Source organism: Bacillus sp. MT(2024) (assembly GCF_036362845.1).
Lineage (GTDB): Bacteria > Bacillota > Bacilli > Bacillales > Bacillaceae > Bacillus > Bacillus velezensis.
In genome coordinates this window covers 1800617-1818004 of sequence record NZ_CP143632.1, presented here as the reverse complement: position 1 = coordinate 1818004, position 17388 = coordinate 1800617, and the positions used below count along the sequence as shown (strand labels likewise).

The 17388-nt window shown below is 42.5% G+C and carries 18 protein-coding genes and 1 pseudogene; 6 read left to right on the top strand and 13 right to left on the bottom strand.

What is annotated here, in order from left to right; translation table 11 throughout:
* Positions 1–40: 40 nt before the first annotated feature.
* The 4 genes from tkt to yneA all read right to left on the bottom strand — a co-directional run bounded on the left by tkt (position 41) and on the right by yneA (position 3490).
* The gene (tkt, locus tag VP472_RS08880; protein WP_146276846.1) at positions 41–2044 is read right to left on the bottom strand and encodes a transketolase; all 2004 of its coding nucleotides are present in this window, start codon (positions 2042–2044) and stop codon (positions 41–43) included.
* Between the two features lie 166 nt (positions 2045–2210).
* Positions 2211–2444, bottom strand: a complete 234-nt coding sequence (locus VP472_RS08875) for a DUF896 domain-containing protein (protein WP_003153997.1) — start codon at positions 2442–2444, stop codon at positions 2211–2213.
* A 68-nt stretch (positions 2445–2512) separates the two neighbouring features.
* Positions 2513–3163, bottom strand: coding sequence for a YneB family resolvase-like protein (locus VP472_RS08870; RefSeq protein WP_003153998.1), 651 nt, complete (start codon positions 3161–3163; stop codon positions 2513–2515).
* Positions 3164–3178: 15 nt separating this feature from the next.
* Positions 3179–3490, bottom strand: coding sequence for a cell division suppressor protein YneA (yneA, locus tag VP472_RS08865; protein WP_003154001.1), 312 nt, complete (start codon positions 3488–3490; stop codon positions 3179–3181).
* A gap of 156 nt (positions 3491–3646) precedes the next feature.
* Here yneA and lexA point away from each other — a divergent pair, with 156 nt between their 5' ends.
* Positions 3647–4267 carry a transcriptional repressor LexA gene (gene lexA / locus VP472_RS08860; RefSeq protein WP_003154004.1) on the top strand — a complete coding sequence of 207 codons (621 nt, stop codon included), beginning with the start codon at positions 3647–3649 and terminating at the stop codon, positions 4265–4267.
* A gap of 339 nt (positions 4268–4606) precedes the next feature.
* Here the strand turns inward: lexA and VP472_RS08855 are convergent, their stop codons facing one another.
* Positions 4607–5035 (bottom strand): hypothetical protein, encoded by a 429-nt coding sequence (locus VP472_RS08855; RefSeq protein ID WP_070081879.1) that lies wholly within the window; start codon positions 5033–5035, stop codon positions 4607–4609.
* Positions 5036–5176: 141 nt separating this feature from the next.
* Here VP472_RS08855 and VP472_RS08850 point away from each other — a divergent pair, with 141 nt between their 5' ends.
* On the top strand, positions 5177–5626 hold the full coding sequence (locus VP472_RS08850) for a YndM family protein (protein WP_003154009.1): 450 nt from the start codon (positions 5177–5179) through the stop codon (positions 5624–5626).
* 27 nt (positions 5627–5653) lie between these two features.
* Here VP472_RS08850 and VP472_RS08845 read toward each other — a convergent pair whose 3' ends face one another.
* The 4 genes from VP472_RS08845 to VP472_RS08830 all read right to left on the bottom strand — a co-directional run bounded on the left by VP472_RS08845 (position 5654) and on the right by VP472_RS08830 (position 8261).
* A complete protein-coding gene (locus VP472_RS08845) occupies positions 5654–6484 on the bottom strand; it encodes a prohibitin family protein (protein ID WP_003154011.1) in 831 nt (276 codons plus the stop codon).
* Positions 6471–6620 carry a hypothetical protein gene (locus tag VP472_RS08840; RefSeq protein WP_003154013.1) on the bottom strand — a complete coding sequence of 50 codons (150 nt, stop codon included), beginning with the start codon at positions 6618–6620 and terminating at the stop codon, positions 6471–6473. The genes VP472_RS08845 and VP472_RS08840 overlap by 14 nt, the downstream gene beginning before the upstream one ends.
* A 108-nt stretch (positions 6621–6728) precedes the next feature.
* Positions 6729–7550, bottom strand: coding sequence for a poly-gamma-glutamate hydrolase family protein (locus VP472_RS08835; protein WP_102422678.1), 822 nt, complete (start codon positions 7548–7550; stop codon positions 6729–6731).
* A gap of 276 nt (positions 7551–7826) precedes the next feature.
* Entirely contained in the window at positions 7827–8261 is a 435-nt protein-coding gene (locus VP472_RS08830) for a dUTP diphosphatase (RefSeq protein WP_102422679.1), read from the bottom strand.
* A gap of 379 nt (positions 8262–8640) precedes the next feature.
* On the opposite strand from VP472_RS08830, the gene VP472_RS08825 reads away from it, so the two are divergent.
* The 4 genes from VP472_RS08825 (at position 8641) to VP472_RS08810 (ending at position 13100) form a co-directional block, all read left to right on the top strand.
* A complete protein-coding gene (locus tag VP472_RS08825; protein ID WP_146276843.1) occupies positions 8641–11058 on the top strand; it encodes a peptidase G2 autoproteolytic cleavage domain-containing protein in 2418 nt (805 codons plus the stop codon).
* A 168-nt stretch (positions 11059–11226) separates the two neighbouring features.
* Positions 11227–11391, top strand: coding sequence for a hypothetical protein (locus VP472_RS08820; protein WP_153986662.1), 165 nt, complete (start codon positions 11227–11229; stop codon positions 11389–11391).
* 285 nt (positions 11392–11676) lie between these two features.
* Positions 11677–12213, top strand: a complete 537-nt coding sequence (locus tag VP472_RS08815) for a stress protein (RefSeq protein WP_146276841.1) — start codon at positions 11677–11679, stop codon at positions 12211–12213.
* 788 nt (positions 12214–13001) lie between these two features.
* Positions 13002–13100, top strand: a complete 99-nt coding sequence (locus VP472_RS08810; RefSeq protein WP_003154022.1) for a YjcZ family sporulation protein — start codon at positions 13002–13004, stop codon at positions 13098–13100.
* Between the two features lie 164 nt (positions 13101–13264).
* Here the strand turns inward: VP472_RS08810 and VP472_RS08805 are convergent, their stop codons facing one another.
* From VP472_RS08805 to VP472_RS08790, 4 genes and pseudogenes are all read right to left on the bottom strand, one after another.
* Positions 13265–13885, bottom strand: coding sequence for a lytic polysaccharide monooxygenase auxiliary activity family 9 protein (locus VP472_RS08805; protein ID WP_003154023.1), 621 nt, complete (start codon positions 13883–13885; stop codon positions 13265–13267).
* Positions 13886–14098: 213 nt separating this feature from the next.
* Complete coding sequence (locus VP472_RS08800; RefSeq protein WP_146276839.1) at positions 14099–15172, bottom strand: LLM class flavin-dependent oxidoreductase; 1074 nt, start codon at positions 15170–15172, stop codon at positions 14099–14101.
* A gap of 224 nt (positions 15173–15396) precedes the next feature.
* Positions 15397–16027: pseudogene (locus VP472_RS08795) on the bottom strand (DUF3885 domain-containing protein).
* Positions 16028–16675: 648 nt separating this feature from the next.
* Positions 16676–17218 carry a GNAT family N-acetyltransferase gene (locus tag VP472_RS08790; protein WP_077722376.1) on the bottom strand — a complete coding sequence of 181 codons (543 nt, stop codon included), beginning with the start codon at positions 17216–17218 and terminating at the stop codon, positions 16676–16678.
* Positions 17219–17388: the final 170 nt, after the last annotated feature.

The following is a 17388-nucleotide window of genomic DNA, read 5'->3' as shown; positions in this document are numbered from 1 at the left end:
AGGAAAAAGAGGATGATTTGACTCATCCTCTTTTGTCTCGTTATTTGTTTAGAAGTTTTTTCACGCGGTCAACTACGTTTTCTGCAGTAAACCCGTATTCTTTCATAATTGTTTCTCCCGGAGCTGAAGCACCGAAACGGTCAATTGCGAGAACGTCTCCTTCAAGACCGGTAAATTTGCCCCATCCGAAGCTTGAACCCATTTCGATCGCAAGACGTTTCGTCACATTCGGAGGAAGCACGCTGTTTTTGTACTCAGCCGATTGTTTTTCAAAGCGGTCCCAGCTCGGCATGCTGACTACAGATACGTGAATGTTTTCTTCAGCCAGTTTCGCTTGAGCTTCGATCGCAAGTCCGACTTCAGAACCTGTCGCTAAAAGAAGAGCGGCCGGTGATTCCGTTTGGGCTTTGGAAACGATATAAGCCCCTTTTTCCACGCCCGCATACGCTTCTTCAGCCTGCTGATCAATCGTCGGCAGGTTTTGGCGTGTCAATACAAGAGCTGTCGGATGATCTTGGCTTTGAACGGCAACCTTCCATGCAGCTGCGGTTTCATTTCCGTCAGCAGGTCTGATCACAGATAGGTTAGGAAGTGCGCGTAAAGAAGCAAGCTGCTCAATCGGTTCGTGAGTCGGCCCGTCTTCTCCTACGGCAATACTGTCATGCGTGAATACATAAGTGACAGGGAGTCCCATCAATGATGCCAGACGAATGGCAGGTCTTAAATAATCAGAGAATACAAAGAATGTGCCGCCAAATACGCGGAGGCCGCCGTGAAGCGCCATTCCGTTTAATGCAGCGCCCATCGCAAATTCACGGACACCGAACCAGAAGTTTTTCCCGGCGTAGTCTTTGGCCGTGAAGTCTCCTCCATTTTTGATTGTCGTTTTATTTGAACCCGCAAGGTCAGCAGATCCCCCGACAAAGAAAGGAATTTTCTTGGCGATCCCGTTCAGCACCTCACCTGAAGATGCGCGGGAAGCAAGGCTGCTGCCTTTTTCATAAACGGGAACTTCCTGATCCCAGTCTTTAGGAAGCTCGCCTTTTATGCCGAGTGACAGCTGTTCAGCAAGTTCAGGATATTTTTCTTTATAAGCCGCGAACAGTTCATTCCATTCCTGTTCTTTTTTCGAGCCGGCTTCTTTTACAGCTTGATTGAAATGCCCGTATACTTCTTCCGGAACATAAAAATCTTCTTCAAACGTCCAAGCATACGCTTCTTTTGTCAGCTTGCTCTCTTCTAGTCCTAACGGAGCACCGTGGACGCCGGATGTGCCCGCGCGGTTTGGAGAACCGAAACCGATCGTGGTTTTCACTTCAATCAAAGTCGGTTTTTTATCATTCTGGCGCGCTTTTTCAATGGCAGCCGTCAATTCAGCGATGTTGTTTCCGTCCTCAACATAAAGAACTTCCCAGTTCATTGCTTCAAAACGCTGCTTTACATTTTCAGAGAAAGAGCGGTCTAAATCGCCGTCTAAGGAAATGTCATTAGAATCGTATAATACGATCAGGCGGCCTAATTCAAGATGGCCTGCAAGAGAAGCGGCTTCGGAAGAAATGCCTTCCATTAAATCGCCGTCTCCGCAAATACTGTATGTATAATGATCAACTACGTTGAATGAATCACGGTTATATGTCTCAGCCAGATGGCATTCTGCAATTGCCATTCCCACTGCCATTGCAATACCCTGTCCAAGCGGCCCGGTCGTTGCGTCTACTCCGGCTGTATGCCCGAACTCCGGATGTCCCGGTGTTTTGCTTCCCCATTGACGGAACTGTTTCAAGTCTTCAATGCTGAGGTCATATCCGCTTAAATGCAGCATGCTGTATAAAAGCATTGAACCGTGGCCTGCTGATAAAACAAAGCGGTCGCGGTTAAACCAGCCCGGATTCTGCGGATTTACATTCATAAATTTCGTCCACAGCGTGTATGCCATCGGAGCGGCTCCCATCGGCATGCCCGGGTGTCCGGAATTCGCTTTTTCAATTGCGTCTATAGATAGTGTACGAATGGTGGCAACTGATTTCTTTTCAATTGTATCCATTATAATCCCCTTCCTTATTGTTGTACCTTTTCATCATAAAGCGATGCTGACTTTTTCTCAACTCTTTCAGCTTAAATTTGAGATAAACTTGTTGAAAATTGTCGTAAAGCACATCCTGATATTAGTATATACGAAAAAAGAATACGTATTGCCGTATTCTTTCTGTTTAGTGAAGATTATTTTTCTGTTGTTCTCTTTTTAATTTTTCAGGGGTGACATCGTTGCCTTCCGGATCAATCACTTTTACGCTCTTTAACGTATTTTTCATTGAGGAGCGGAATCCTTTCAAATACTCCTGGCGAAGCTTTTGCTGTTCAGCTTTTTCCTCATCCGTTATCGTGTTTGATTTAGCTTTTTGAGCCAATTCGTTAATTCTTGCGATTTTTTCTTTAGAAATCATAATAAGCTCCTTTGGTGCGTGTTGATTATATACTACTAAAACGCAGTCTTTTTTACAACTGATGCGCGTCAGCTGCCTTCTGTGTCTGCGGTATATTCCTGAAACCGCCGGTGAACCGTGGCTTTGGACACGTCATAGCCGAATCCTCTTAGGGTCGCTGCGATTTCTGCAAAGGTAAGCTTGTTGGCTCTCAGCCTGATAATTTCCGAAACCGGAACCTCTTTTTTTTCTTTTCCGCTGTTTTCATGTCTGTTTTTCAGATTCCGTTCAGGTTTGTAGCCGTTTTTCACGGCTCTTTTCATTCCCCGCCGGATTTTCATATTGTGAATTTTCCTTTGATATTCCTCAACAATACTGACGATTTCAAGTACCATCGAATCAGCTTCGGAAAGCTCCAGTTCACCTTTATGAGCCGTCGTATATATCTTTACGTTCTCCCTGTAAATACAATGCAAAAGCGCAATCTTGGCGTTTCCTCTTCCCAATCTCGTTTCGTCCTGCACCAATATCGCGTCAATATGTGATTTTTTAATTTCATCAAGCATTTCAAATACTCCGTCGCGATCCATTTCATAACCGCTGGCTTTCTCAGAAATGACTTTCACGACTTCCATGCCGTTTGCAGCAGCGATCTCACTGAGCTCTTCTTCCTGTCTTTTTAATGACGTTTGCTGCTGTTCTTTGTTTGTGCTTACGCGGGCATAAATGAGCGCCTTCATTTCTCTCTTTCCTCTCTAATTGACAATGGCCAGCTGATATACGGCCGGATGCTTCTTCTTAACCGGAAGAATAAGTTCGTCTCCGGGCTTTATATCAGCAGTTTGGAGATGATTATTCTCCGTCACCCACTCAATGAAATCTTCTTTATTAATGTGTTTCTTTTCTGCTACATGATCCGCAAGTGACCAGAGTGTATCGCCGTCCTGAACCTTTATTTTAACATATTGGCTGAGGGACTGATCATTTCCCGCACATGAGACAAGTAAAATAGCGGCACTTAAAATCGCAGTAAACAGCCCGACAAATATGATAGATTCTTTCGCCATGTAAATAACCTCCGATAAGAATGTTTGTTCGCTTTTTATATCTTTCAGTATATACGAACAAATGTTTCTGTCAATCGTTTTTTTCGAACCTATGTTTGTACTGTCAGGAAAATCATGCTATAATCTACTTAAAATCGACGTTTTGAGGTGCGAAATATGACGAAGCTATCAAAAAGGCAGCTTGATATCCTGCGTTTTATTAAAGAAGAGGTAAAAACGAAAGGATATCCGCCTTCTGTAAGAGAGATAGGAGAAGCAGTAGGACTGGCTTCCAGTTCAACCGTGCACGGCCATTTGGCGCGGCTGGAGACAAAAGGCCTGATCAGACGGGACCCTACTAAACCGAGGGCGATTGAGGTATTGGATGAAGAAGAAGTCCATATTCCGAAAAGCCAGGTCGTAAACGTTCCGGTCATCGGGAAAGTGACGGCGGGTATTCCGATTACGGCTGTTGAAAATATCGACGAGTATTTTCCGCTTCCTGACCGGATGGTTCCTCCGGGCGAACATGTCTTTATGTTAGAAATCATGGGAGAAAGTATGATTGACGCCGGCATTTTTGACAAAGATTACGTCATTGTCAAACAGCAGAACACGGCCAATAACGGAGAAATCGTCGTAGCTATGACCGAAGATGATGAAGCGACGGTTAAGCGCTTCTATAAAGAAGACAATTATGTGCGGCTGCAGCCGGAAAATCCGACGATGGAGCCGATTATCCTGCAAAACGTAAGCATTTTGGGGAAAGTGATCGGCGTATTCAGAGCCGTCCATTAATTCTATTAAACTTCATTTATCGTAAAAAACCCCTTACAGAGGGGTTTTTTTGCATAAAAAAAGCAGATTCGCCCTGGCTTAAGAAACGAACCTGCTAAGGAGGAAAAACTTACATTCTTATTATCCGACATCACACTTTTGAAGTCAACTAATAATGTTTCCCTCAAGAAACTTTTCATCCATTTTTCAACTTTTTATATATTTGTGCGTGATGAATTTGTTTTTTTATCTTTTCTTTGGGCGGGTACGTCAAAAATTTATGTATGAATATTTAGTACATAGTGCAATAAGTTAAATATAAATATAAAAAAACCCGCTGCCTTTAGCGAGTATCTATTTTCAATCAAAATGATAATATTCTACACCGTAAAACCCTTTAATATAGACGGGACCACAGACGTTTGAAGAACTTTCAACCAGAATCCTGTATTTGTGATACGGATCAATTGATTTTTTATCCTGGGCACTGAGGTTTAGCCAGCTGCCGCTGTAGTTTTTAGAACTTAATGTATAAAAATTTCCGTTCAGCGCCATCCGCTGGAGTTTCATGCTTAAACCGCACGAAGAGTTGTTCATTATGGTGAACTTATAGCCTAAAAAATAATCGTCGGCAGCTACAGTCCCCGGATTTTCAATATGAAACTCTTTTGCGTTTCCCTCCAAAGTGAAGCTTGTTTTTGATCCGAATTCAGTGGTAGCCGCTTTAGCTGAGTGTATTCCGCTAAAACATAATAAAAAAACAGCAATACATATCCAGTATTTTTTCATTTGCATCCCCCTTTTTACATATTTTAACTTGTGAATCCTGTGATGTCTATTCACATTTTACTTTATAACCACTATATACCAGTTTAAAAATTTGCGGATTGCTTACAATGAAGACTAAACGAAATAACGAAGGTGGTTCAAATGAAACACGTAATTGCTTTCGCTTCTAAAACGGCGCTCACACTTGCTTTACTGTACATTGTTCTGGATCTTATGTACCAAGTAACCTTTTTAAACGTTCTGTTTATTACAGTGATCTTAAGTTTAATCACTTATTTTGCGGGTGATTGCATGATTCTGCCGAGAACAAGCAATTTCACAGCCGTTGCAGCTGATTTCGGAATTTCATTCATTATATTATGGATATTCCTGATGAACATTGGCGGGTTTAATGTCTCTCCTGCCGCGGCATCGGTTATCTCTGCACTTTGCATTTCTGTTTTTGAGGCATTTTTTCACCGGTATTTGCAGCAATATGTACTTCCCGAAGATTATCAGGACACAACAGAGACGGATAGCACGCTATGGAGCTATCAAACCGAGGCGTCTGAAGAATTAGTGCCGGAAAAAGACCCTCAGGAAAAAACATAAAAAGGAGGCAATCGCCTCCTTCTCTATTTACTTTTGCTTCTGATCGTCCAGCGGCAGCTGCAGCAGTGAGTCTGTGCCTGTCGCTTTCGGCGTTTTTCCGTCCCATTTTTCAATCCATTTATATTTGATCATTTCATCGGACATTGATTTCTTTATGATTTCGTTATAGTCAGCGATCCCTTCCGCTTCAATTTTTTTCTTTTTCGCTTCGGCTTCGGCTATTTTAATTTCAGTTTGTGTCCGTTCAAGTTCCTGTGAAGACTTCACCCTTGCATCGATGGCTTCCTGTGTGGCTTTATCCGGCTTTGGTACGCCAAGCGTCAGATCATCAATTAAAAATCCAAGACTCTTCATATCATCAGCAAATCTCTTTTGAACATCGGCAGCGGCTTCTGCAGATTTTTGCCCGTATGTGTCAATAACCGAGTATTTGCTGATTGATTTTCGCGCCGCATCCCACAGCCTTGTTTTTAAATATGTATTTTCGATCGTTTCCACATCTACCGCCCCGAATTTGTTAAACAGATCGACTACTTTATCAGGCTGCACGACATAGTTGTAAGCGATATCCATTTCAATATTTTTACCGTCAGAGGTTGCCACTTTTATATTTTCATTATTCACTGTCTGCATACGCACCGGGTATTCCGTTACTTTATTAAATAATCCGACTAAGTGCCAGCCTTGGTCCAATGTGTCGGATTTTACCCCGCCATTCGGTGAGTATACAACCCCGACATAACCGTTCGGTATTTTTTCAATGAATAGTGACGCTGTGACGCCCGCAATTAAAAGGGCTGCACCTATAATCACACCGCCGAGAATTTTTTTTGTGTTTCCGCGCTTATTTTCGCTCATGCTGATCTTCTTCCTCCCATGACTTTTTTAATTTTTTGGCTCCGCTTCCCACTTGTTTAAAGATTGGACTAAGCATCAGCCATAAACCGAATCCGATGATGACAAGAAGAATGATAGACCCGATCATCACTTTCATTTGCCCACCTCTTTTCTTTCATCCTGTCAATTATGTATACGATCTTAAGAACTTAAAGTTTCATAAATTTCAAAAGAAAAAGCCCCGCCGACAAAATAGGCGTGCTTATTAATAATTGTCACTGATAAAATCAGAAATCGTTTTTGTGAATTGATAAAAGGTCTTATTTTGTGTGGATGCTCTGCTTTTCAGCGTAAAAGTGTCAAATAGTGATGTTCTGAAGCCGGTGCTCATTTCGATTTGGATACTCAATCCGGATGAAGATTGATTGGCAAGGTTGTTCGGACTGACGCCTGCATATTTATCATTTATACCAAGAAGAACGGCAGGATACCCGTGCCGTTTCAGCACATCGGTCAAAAGTTCGGCTCGTTCTCTGTCTGTACCGCCGATTTTTATCTTTTTATCATCACTGCCGTAACCGTGCAATGAAATGACATTAGAGTGCTCTTTCACCATTTGCACGGCCTTAGGTTCATCGAAATGCGAACTTGTCAAATGCAGAGCCGCATTACCGGCTGATTTTAACCCTTCAAATAAATATAAACTCCGGTTTTCGGCAATTTCTCTGGCTAACTCACTGGTCCCCGGCTCTATGCCTCCGCCGTGTATAGCTAATATGAGGACAGAAGGGTCATGCTCCCGCGTTGAAATGGAAAAATCGGAAGGATCTTCATTCAGCTTTAATTCCTCGAAACTGCCGTAAATATCTGAAGCGGCATCAGCCCGAAAGAACGGCAGAAGCAAAAACGGTAAAATTAAAACTAAAATTCCTTTTTTGGTTATTGATGGCATTTGTATGTTTATGTTACAATACAAATGCTTCAGCCTTTGAAGCGAACGGCAGAACAGGGTGACTTTGGACGGTTTCTTCTGCTCTGCCTCTTTGCCAGCTGCTTTACGGTCTACTCTTCTAACCCTTTTTTCCATAACATCATCCTTTCTTTTGTTTACACTTTTGTCACAATATTATATACGTTGGACAAAACCTCCGTTCATCTTGAAGAATAAAAACATCAAAACAACCTCTATCCTTTAACCTAAGAAAGTCTTTCTGTTCAAAGAGACGGAAAGCTTAAATGATAAAAATGAAACCCTTCTCCTTAGTTTTGTTTGATTTCCCAATTTAAGAATCCCCGAAACAAATTGAATGTAACTGTTGTTTCCATAAAAAAAGACTGCTGTTAAGCAGTCTTTTTTTTCGTTTTATTTCGTGCCTGTTGATCCCAGTCCGCCCCGGTCATTGTTTCCGAGTTTGTCTACTTCGATCAGCTCCACTTCAGGCATTTTCTTCATGATTCTGAATTGGCAGATCCGCTCCCCCTTGGAAATGTCGGTATCCCGAAGAGCGAATGCAGGAAAAAACCAGAAGTCATTGTCGCCTTTATATGATTCATCAATGACTCCCATTGAATTTGTCTGAATGATACCGAAATGCTTATATGTACTTGAACGCGGAACGACATGCGCCTCGTATCCTTCCGGCAGTTCCATCGCAACTCCAAGCGGGATAAGTTTGAATTCACCTTTTTTGAATGTTATATCTTCAGCTGCCCGCAGGTCAATCCAATCGCCCTGTTCAATTTTACTGATTCTCGTTTGCGTATCATCTGAATATTTAATTTTGATTTGTAAAGTCATGTTCGCTGCTCCTTTTACTTCCCTATTTCAGTCGTATTGATGACCAATCCGTGCCCCATTATACCATTTAACTGATAAGAATGTTGATTTTGGTGTATATGCAGCCGAAGAGGAAGCACGGCGAAGACAATGAGAATAAACCTAAAATGAGGACCCCTCCTATCAGTTTTTTCCTCCATTTTCACATGACAGTTTCAATTACAATAATGTAAAGCTTTATATCCTTCTTTCAACAGAGCTTTTTTTAAATTTCACCTTGGTTTCAAAAGGAATTTCGTTCTGAATAAAGAATTTGAAGAATAAGCGCTTAAAAGGGCGCGCGATTCTTTTCTGTCCCTTTCCTCAGGCGCTTATATCAAAAGAAAGAGGTGTCTTTAGAATGGTTCAATTTAAAAACTTTCCTGATCCGTCTTTAAACGCCCCATTGCAGTCTCGCCCTGCACAGCCCTCTGAATTGGAGCATCTCAAAGCAAGGATGCAGAATTTTATTAAGCATTCCGCAACGGATGATAATCTTGAGATCGCAGATGCCCGGGTGACGGCGGAAGGAATGGTCACCTCACTTTTAAAAGAACGGCTTGATACAGAATACGAAATGCTTATGAATAAAATCACCCGGGAAGTGAATGTGGAGGATTACGGAGCGGTCCCTGACGGCCGGGACAATACAGAAGCCTTTCGGAAAGCGATCGGGAACGGCCGGGTCAAAGTAAATGTTCCCGCAGGAGAATTTTTGGTTCAAGGGATAAAACTCCCCTCATGGACTACTATTTCCGGTGAGGGACAAGGGATTACCGTGCTTAAGCTTCATGAGGACACTCCCGCATACGAATGGGTCATTACTAACGATGATTACGAAAATGGAAACCGTAATATTTTTGTCCAGAACATGACTTTAGACTGGAATCCTGATCGTCAATGCGGAGTCAGGAACCCCGGAGGACAGTTTTCCAGCTGTTTAACGTTTGCTAATGTGCAATACGGCTGGATTAAGAATGTTGAAACGGTTAACGCGGGTCTGCATGGTATAGATATTACATCTCCGACTTACGATCATTTGCCTGAAACAGAATGGACGAAAGACGGCTGCCGTTATATATGGATTGATAACTGTGTGGCATACGGCGCCGGAGACGACGGCATTACCACCCATTACAGCGAATATATTTTCATTTCCAACTGCCATTCCGGAAACCCCCGCGGCACAGAGCATGCTGAGGGCAGCGCAAACTCGAACGGCATTGAAATTGACGACGGCTCTAAACATGTGTGGCTTTTAAATAACTATACGAGCGGAAATATCCGCGGGATTGAGGTAAAGGCGCACAGCCTGTGGCCGGCTTCTCAAAATGTTCATATTATCGGTCATGTTTCGTATCGTGATGTACGTTCATTTGATATTCGTCATATCGGCCATCATCAGGCCTCAGATCCCGAAAGCACGACGGCTTATGATGTTACTTTAACCGATTGCACCGCGATTGAACCGGTATTCAATGCTCTCTATGACGGTGTGACCCCGAGGGCGCTGGTCATCTCTGCCTATAAAAACGTTAATGTAAACGGATTCACAGCTATTGGTGATCCCTCATACGACTATGGCGGGAATCCAGTCGTGGCTCTTCAATACCGCAGTCAAAATATTACGATCAACGGCATTAAAATACGCGGCTTTACACAAGCCGGGGTTGACATCAATATATCCGGCGGATCTAATAAAACCGATTATGTTAAAATTTTAAATTTTGATATATACAAGTCTTCTCCTAAAGGCATCTCAATCGGCGGAGGCCAATATAACGTAAATATTATGAACGGCACGATGATCGGAGACGGCGGTTCCGTCGGAATTACGTCCCCTAACAGTCAGGCTGTCATTCTCGGGGTGCAAGCGGAAGGTTACAGCGCGGCCGCATCTATAAAAGGACAGACTTATGAGCAGATCCCCGTCAATTTAAAGGGAGGCGCACAGCTCGCGACCAGCTCCGGTTTTGCATTCAACCCGACAAGCGCCGTTATTGCGGGAACAGGCGATATTACGGCCAGGGGTGACAGAAATGCGATCATCAGCTCTTCCGGAGGTTCAAGTTCTGAAGGTTCAAGGGCATTTATCGCCGCTTCAAACAATGTCCATATTACGGGCGGCAAAGTCTCCAGAACGATTCTGTCATCAGAAAGCATTACATTGGAAGAACCATACACGGTTGCCGGAGGGCATCAGTCCATCAAATGGAAACTGGATTCAGCGGGCGGCCACGGTACGTTCGCCGGAGCTGTCACCTCTTCCCTGTCAGGGTACGGAGAATATTTTGAAAGTGTAACCGGCCAGACGATTTCCGCCGGGACGATCGTCACAGTGAAAGGCGAAAAAATTGAACCGGCTCACGTCGGAGATTATATGCTCGGCGTCATTTCAGAAACAGCCGCTTTTATCTCAGGAGCCGCAAGCTTCGGATGGCAAAACCGCTTTTTGACAAATGAGTTCGGCGGTTTCATATACGAAAATGTGACTGACGAAGAAACAGGAGAAACGGTACGCGTACCGAAACAAAACCCGGACTGCAGTCCGGCTCTTGAAGCTCACTATGAAGCACGCGCGGCCAGAGACGAATGGCATATTGTCGGACTCAACGGCCGGCATTACGTACGGGTCGACAGTACGGTCAGCCCGGGAGATTATATCACGGCTCATAACGGAATCGGGACTAAAGCCGCGGAAGGCTGGAAGGTATTGAAACTGACGGCCTTATACAGTGCTGAAAAAGGGTACGGCATTGCAATTGCGGTTATCAAATAGGGTCTCAATATCAGGATCATCTCCTCTCTTTTCTATCGGGCGGGTATGATCCTGTTTTTTATACCGAATGAAATGCCTCTTTTTCAGCATACCGTTTCATTTGTCCAAGCCATCCATGCTTTCTGTCATAGAATACTACCGTCAGATGAAAAAAGGAGGAATATGAGTATGGATATGGGTATGGATATGGGTATGGATATGGGTATGAACGGACATTATGATCACCAGCCAAAGCAGCCTAAACAAAAGAAGAAACAAGGTAAAAAGCATCTTGATTATGATTACATCGTTGTTTATAAAAGAAAATGCAAAAAATGTAAAAAATGCTGCTGACTTGACATATCCACACTTTTTACACCCGGTAAACCCCGGGTGTTTTTCTTATTATGGCGTTTCTCCGGGCTATTTTCACCCAAAATCCGGTCATTCTATCACAATACATAAAAAGACTCTATTATTTTCTTCCCTTTTCGCCTGATTAAAAGTATTTCATTTACAGAAAACAACATAAATAGAATGACATGACTTTTGAGAAAATCTGCTCTTTGCTTGGTCAATTTTTCTGCGATACCATGAATTTGCAACAATTTTTAAAAATTTCCTCAGGAGGTCATAGACATGAAAATCGCCAGAACAATAGTCGGATCATGCTTAGCTTTATCTCTAACAATTCCTTTCACAGCCAGTGCCTCAGCAGCCAGTCAGTCTGAACACCCGAATGCGCCTCACGTTTCACCCGTTGCAAATCCGTTAGAAAGTAAATTATCCCAAACAGCAGGCCAAAACGTAAAAGCAGCAGGTGTTGATGCCGGGCTGAACGTAAACGTAGATGTTCTCGGAATCGCAGATCGCATAGCTGAAGCAGTTAAGTCAGACCAAAACCGAACCGGCTGGGTAAAAAATGTCATGGAAACAACATTTTACGCATCAGGACAGAAGTACAACGTCATGGTGTTCAATTTAAATCAAGAATATGAAGACCGCTTTAACGGCGTTCAATTTTACGGATCAGCCGTTTATGACGGCATTACTTACGGAATCTGGGTCTTCGAAGACGGTTCCTTTGATAACAAAGGAGACGGGGGCTGGATCAATTGGGCATTCAGAGGATGGTTCGATCGTGATAATCAGCATATTGAATTCCACAGACCTTAATTCAGAGAAAACTTGCGGCAGCGCCCGCAAGTTTTTATTTTGATAACGGGATACTGTACATTTTTCACCGTTATAACGACTATACTTGAAGTGCGGGCTCCGATCGCAGCCCCGGTAAAGTCTTTCAAAGTGAGGGTATACCATGTCAAAGTCTTTAAAAATAGTGTTGTGGAGCATATTGGTTTTCATTATCTTGTTAGTGATGATCGGAATCGTTTCTTACAATCAAACTCCGTCTGCAGAAAGCGCAGCAAAAAGAATGCTTTACAGCGTCTAATCAATTTTAAGCCTTCATCGGCTTTTTTTATTTACCGCAGAACACTTGAAGTTCTTCTGTTTAGATCGTTACGTTCCCATTCGGAATGGAGTATACGCGTATATCACCAGGCAGTCCGTTTTGATACATGGTTCCGATTATGCCTTTCGCATCTTTTTTCTCTATTCCTCATCACATCCACTTTTTTCATGCTACTGCTCTTGAAACCAACCAATCATTTCTTCAGCCTGTTCCGTTGAATCAAAAGGGTCCAATCCTAATAGCGTGTGTTACATTTTCATTTTTAAAAAAACAAGCCAACTGCGCATCCTCTTCGCAACTGCTCAATATATGAGCCTATCCATTTCTATTACAGGAAGCAGTACGATTCCTGCTTACACTCATTTTAACGGATGGCCATGTGGAGGAAATATAGACTAAATAACCTTTTTTCAAAAAGTAAACTAGCATCCCTATCAAACTTTTCATTTCGGCATAGTATGTATTAATCCTCTTTAGGAGGTGAGATTATATGGGATTCTCAGGTGGTTATGGTAGCTCCTTTGCGTTAATCGTGGTGCTATTCATTTTATTAATCATCGTTGGGGCTTCTTTCCTCGGCGGTTATTAAGAATCCTCTTACCTCCGCATCCATGTCAGCAGCACCTCCATGATCGTACGGCGCCATAAATGAAATGTTTATGGCGCTCTGCTGTTTTTCCCCTTTTCATTCTCACATTAAAACTAAAAAGATCGGCCGATGAATCAACATGCAGCCGATCAGTAATTCATAGATTATTGTGTAAGATTTACATCGATGACGTTATAGAAGGCATTGGAAGTATCCGCAACGTCCCATACCCCCAAAATGACATGATACCCGCTTCGATCAGTCGGCACAAAAATCTTATGAGTCAGATTCGTATCTGCCTTGGAACCGTCGTGGTTTACCGTTCCGATTAATTCAAATTCATCTCTTGACAAAGGTTTATTCGGATTCCAGTTTTTCTTGGTGATATAATAGTGCCACTTTGATGTCGCATGAGGAGCCGTGTAGTACCAAGTAAAGGTGTTAAAACCGCCGCGGATGTTTTGTTTTACCCAATAATCTGCAGTCTGCTTGTCTAAACCGAAGTCAATTTGTCCCGATCCCCCATTTGCAGACGCAATTCTTCCATCCGGCGGACCTGCAGCCGGAAATCCTTTCGGCCCTTCTACAGACTGAGGATTATCAATGACGGAGCCATATTTCTGCGCAGCGGCCGTCCAGCCCAATGTTTGTTTCTCTAAAGCTCCCATGTACGCTCTGCTGACGGGCTCTTTTATATACCCGTGCGCAGATGCATCACTTGAATAGAAAGCGCCTCCAATCCCAAGAGTAACAGTTAAAACTGCAGCTTTGACTAAACCCTTCATTACTGCATCATCCTCCCTCTTTTGTTAATAAAAACCTTTCGGTATATACACTTCACGATAGAGGATGAAATGACCTTCCTTTTCTTGATAGGAAAAAGCAATGAGGTTCGCGCTTTCCCCTTTGTTTTTTATAATCATAAAGAAAAAGCCGAGCCGATTCTGTTGTCGAATCCGCGATTGCCAAAAACCGGCCCGCCCCTTTTGCTCAGAACTTCATTCGCTGGATTTGCCGGTTTCTTTTCGGATAACCGGTGCTACTTCCGCTGCTAATCGTTCGATGTTTTCCGCGGCTTTTTTAAACGGCATACCTCCTATATCGATTTGCGCGAGAAATCGCTGATGCCCGAACAACTCGTATTGATGCATGATTTTTTCAATGATCTGCTGTGAACTTCCCACAAATAAAGCTGTTTCTTTTCCGGACGCCCGCTCAAAATCTTCCTTCGTTAAAGGCTCATCGATCCCGTGATATGAATGAACGTGAGACCAGTAATTTGAATGATACGGGTAAAATTCTTGTATTGCCTGTTCATTCGTTTTTGAAATGAACATATGTCCGGTTACGGCAACCTTCCCATTTTCCGGAGGATGACCGGCTTTAGAAGCTGCTTCCCGATATTTCTCAACAAGCGGCTTAGATGACATCGGATCACCGCTCAGTACAGCTAATGCCAAGCCCGCACCTGCACGCCCGGCCCGTTCTGCGCTTTCCGGAGTCCCCGAAACACCTAACCATAGCGGAATGCTTCCGCGAAAAGGCCGAGGAGAAATTTCTGCCTCGCGCAGCGGCGGCCGGTAACGTCCTTTCCAGGTAACTGATTCTTCCCCCGAATTTAATTTTAAAAAAAGGTCAATGTGTTCTTCAAACAGTTCTTTATAATAGCCTACGTCATAACCGAAAAGAGGAAACGAGTCTAAAAATGCGCCCCGTCCCGCAATGATTTCCGCCCGGCCGTCTGAAATCAGATCAAGCGTTGCAAAATCCTCAAATAAACGGACAGGATCTGCGGTGGATAATACAGTCGTGGCACTGGTCAGCTTAATATTTTCAGTGATCTGTGAAATCGCTGATAAGATGGCCGGCGGCGAAGATACCGCATAATCAAGACGATGATGCTCGCCTACACCGAATACATCAAGCCCTGCGTCGTCAGCCAGTTTCGCCAGCTTCATCAATTCATCTATCCGCTGCTTTGCGCTGACTGTTTTCCCTGTCAGAGGATCGGGATATAATTCTGCAAATGAATAAATTCCAATTTCCATACAATCACGGTGTTCAGCCCTCACATTTCTCTCCTCCTGCACTGTGTAAAAAAGCTTTTATGTTATTCTATTCAGCCGTTTTATAAATAGGAATTCATTCAAAATAAATACAGAAGCTTAACATGCAGAAGGCCGATATAAGAGGAAAAAAAGTTTCTGGCGCCCTTCATTCTGCCCATTATACTCATGCAGCCGGACTAGGCAAGAACAAAGCCGGCACAAGCGGATTCGAATTCATGTGTTCATTTTCAGTCCAATTCAATCCAATCGTGATATTGATCATAAAGCTTTCGTATTCTTCCGGCATCAAGAGCGATGACTTCACACCCTCTGTCATCATACAGAAAGAAAATAATATCTTTTGTCATATTCACAAAGAAAACATCGGGATACCCAACGGAACAGCCCCCGAACCTTGGCTTCAGCGGAAAATCTTCGTGGACGGCTGCCTTAAGTAATTGAGGAATACGCAGATCTTTCCGTTTACATAATAAAGAAAACTGCTGCATTTCATATTCTTCTGCCATCTTCTTCAAATGGACAGGGGCAGGTCTTCAACTGGATCCGATATAAATCATCCTTACACTTTAGAAACGGCTGATAAACCTTTAATTTTCTCGCGTGATTACCTTGAGTTTTGTGCTTATATACGTTGGCAACAAGGAACATGTCATCACTATGTTCAAACAGCTCATTGAAAAGTGCGGCGGTTTGATGATGAACAAGCTGAAAATACTCAAGATTCAAAGCACCGCTTTCATTAAATTGATACATATTGCCGCCGAGAGAAAAATGAATTCCCACGTCCCATTGATGATAAATGCCGGGCACTAATTTTAAAGTCGGAAACCTTTCCTTCAGATAATCATTTATTTTCATTCAAACATCTCACTTTCCGTTTCCCGCTCCAGAGACAGAAGAAGCCGAAAACATTCCGCTTATTTCTTTTTCACCCTTGTAATATTATTCCGATTGGAATACAATGAAATAGAACACTGTGAACCCCATTGGTCAGGGTGGATGCTGGTCACATTCATCCTGATCCTTTCTTTTACACAAGATCGCCCCAACTTTGAACCCCTCCGTTTCCAACCTTATTCATTGATGTTACATATATTTCAATGGTATTATTTTCTTATACATAAGCATCAAGAGGTGTCAGCTTTGAACAGCATCAGAAGATGAAGAGAATATTTCCGGTCTCACCGTAAAATAGGTTGCCTCTGACCTGCTTTTCACATTTTGATTATCAACCACTTTTCCATCCTCAAGCGCTTCTTTAAATGCATCAAAATGAATTGAACATTGCTGATTCGATTACTTCCCGCTCCTTCTGTCGTTAAACTGCAAAATGTCCATCACAATCATCCTCTCTCTAATTTTACAACATTGCTATAATGATTTTCATGTTTTTCCCAACCTTCAGGCTGAATCTTTTTGATCGTTACTAGGTAACCTAAATACAAAAAAACCTGCTTTCAGCAGGGTTTTTTCAGTAAAGGAGAGGTTATTTCCCCACAAATTCTATTAACTATGTTTTTGTTTTAACCATTCTTTCTTTAGCAATGCGTATTGGTATGTGTTTTCATATTTAGGTGTTCCATCCTCGTGTGCAGTAAATGAAATAAATTCAAGAAAATAACCTTCTTTACGCATTCCTAATCTCTCACATAGTTTTTGTGACCTGCAGTTATCATCTTCAACATATGCATAAAGCCTTCTTGCTTCTTTTTGCATAAAGAGATACTCAAAGAAAGCCTTCGCACTTTCACTTGCGTATCCCATCCCTTCAAAACGGGCATTAAAATTCCAACAAACGGAATAGGTATCTGGCTCTTCTTTTAAATAAAATAGTTCTCCGACTAGATCATTACTGTCTTTTAAACAAACTGCAATATAAGAGTCATCTCGGCTTCTTTTTTGAACGTTTACGGCAGCTTCTTCTAACGTAGATATTCTGTCATCAAGAAAGCAATTCACTCTCGGATGTGCCGAATATTCCAACAGACCTTGCGCATCTTTCTCGGTAAAATTTCTTAAAATTAAGCGATGGGTTTCAATTTTTTGCATTTGCAGTCTCCTGTTTCATTGTTATCGACCTTTGAAAAGAACTTCTTCGTTTGTTGAAGAACTTATCACAATCTATTTTTACTATAATGATGGGTGTTATCATCTTTGTCAAAAACAATAATCATTCATTTGCCGCCCGCAATGTAAAGTACTGAACAATTTTCCTGAAA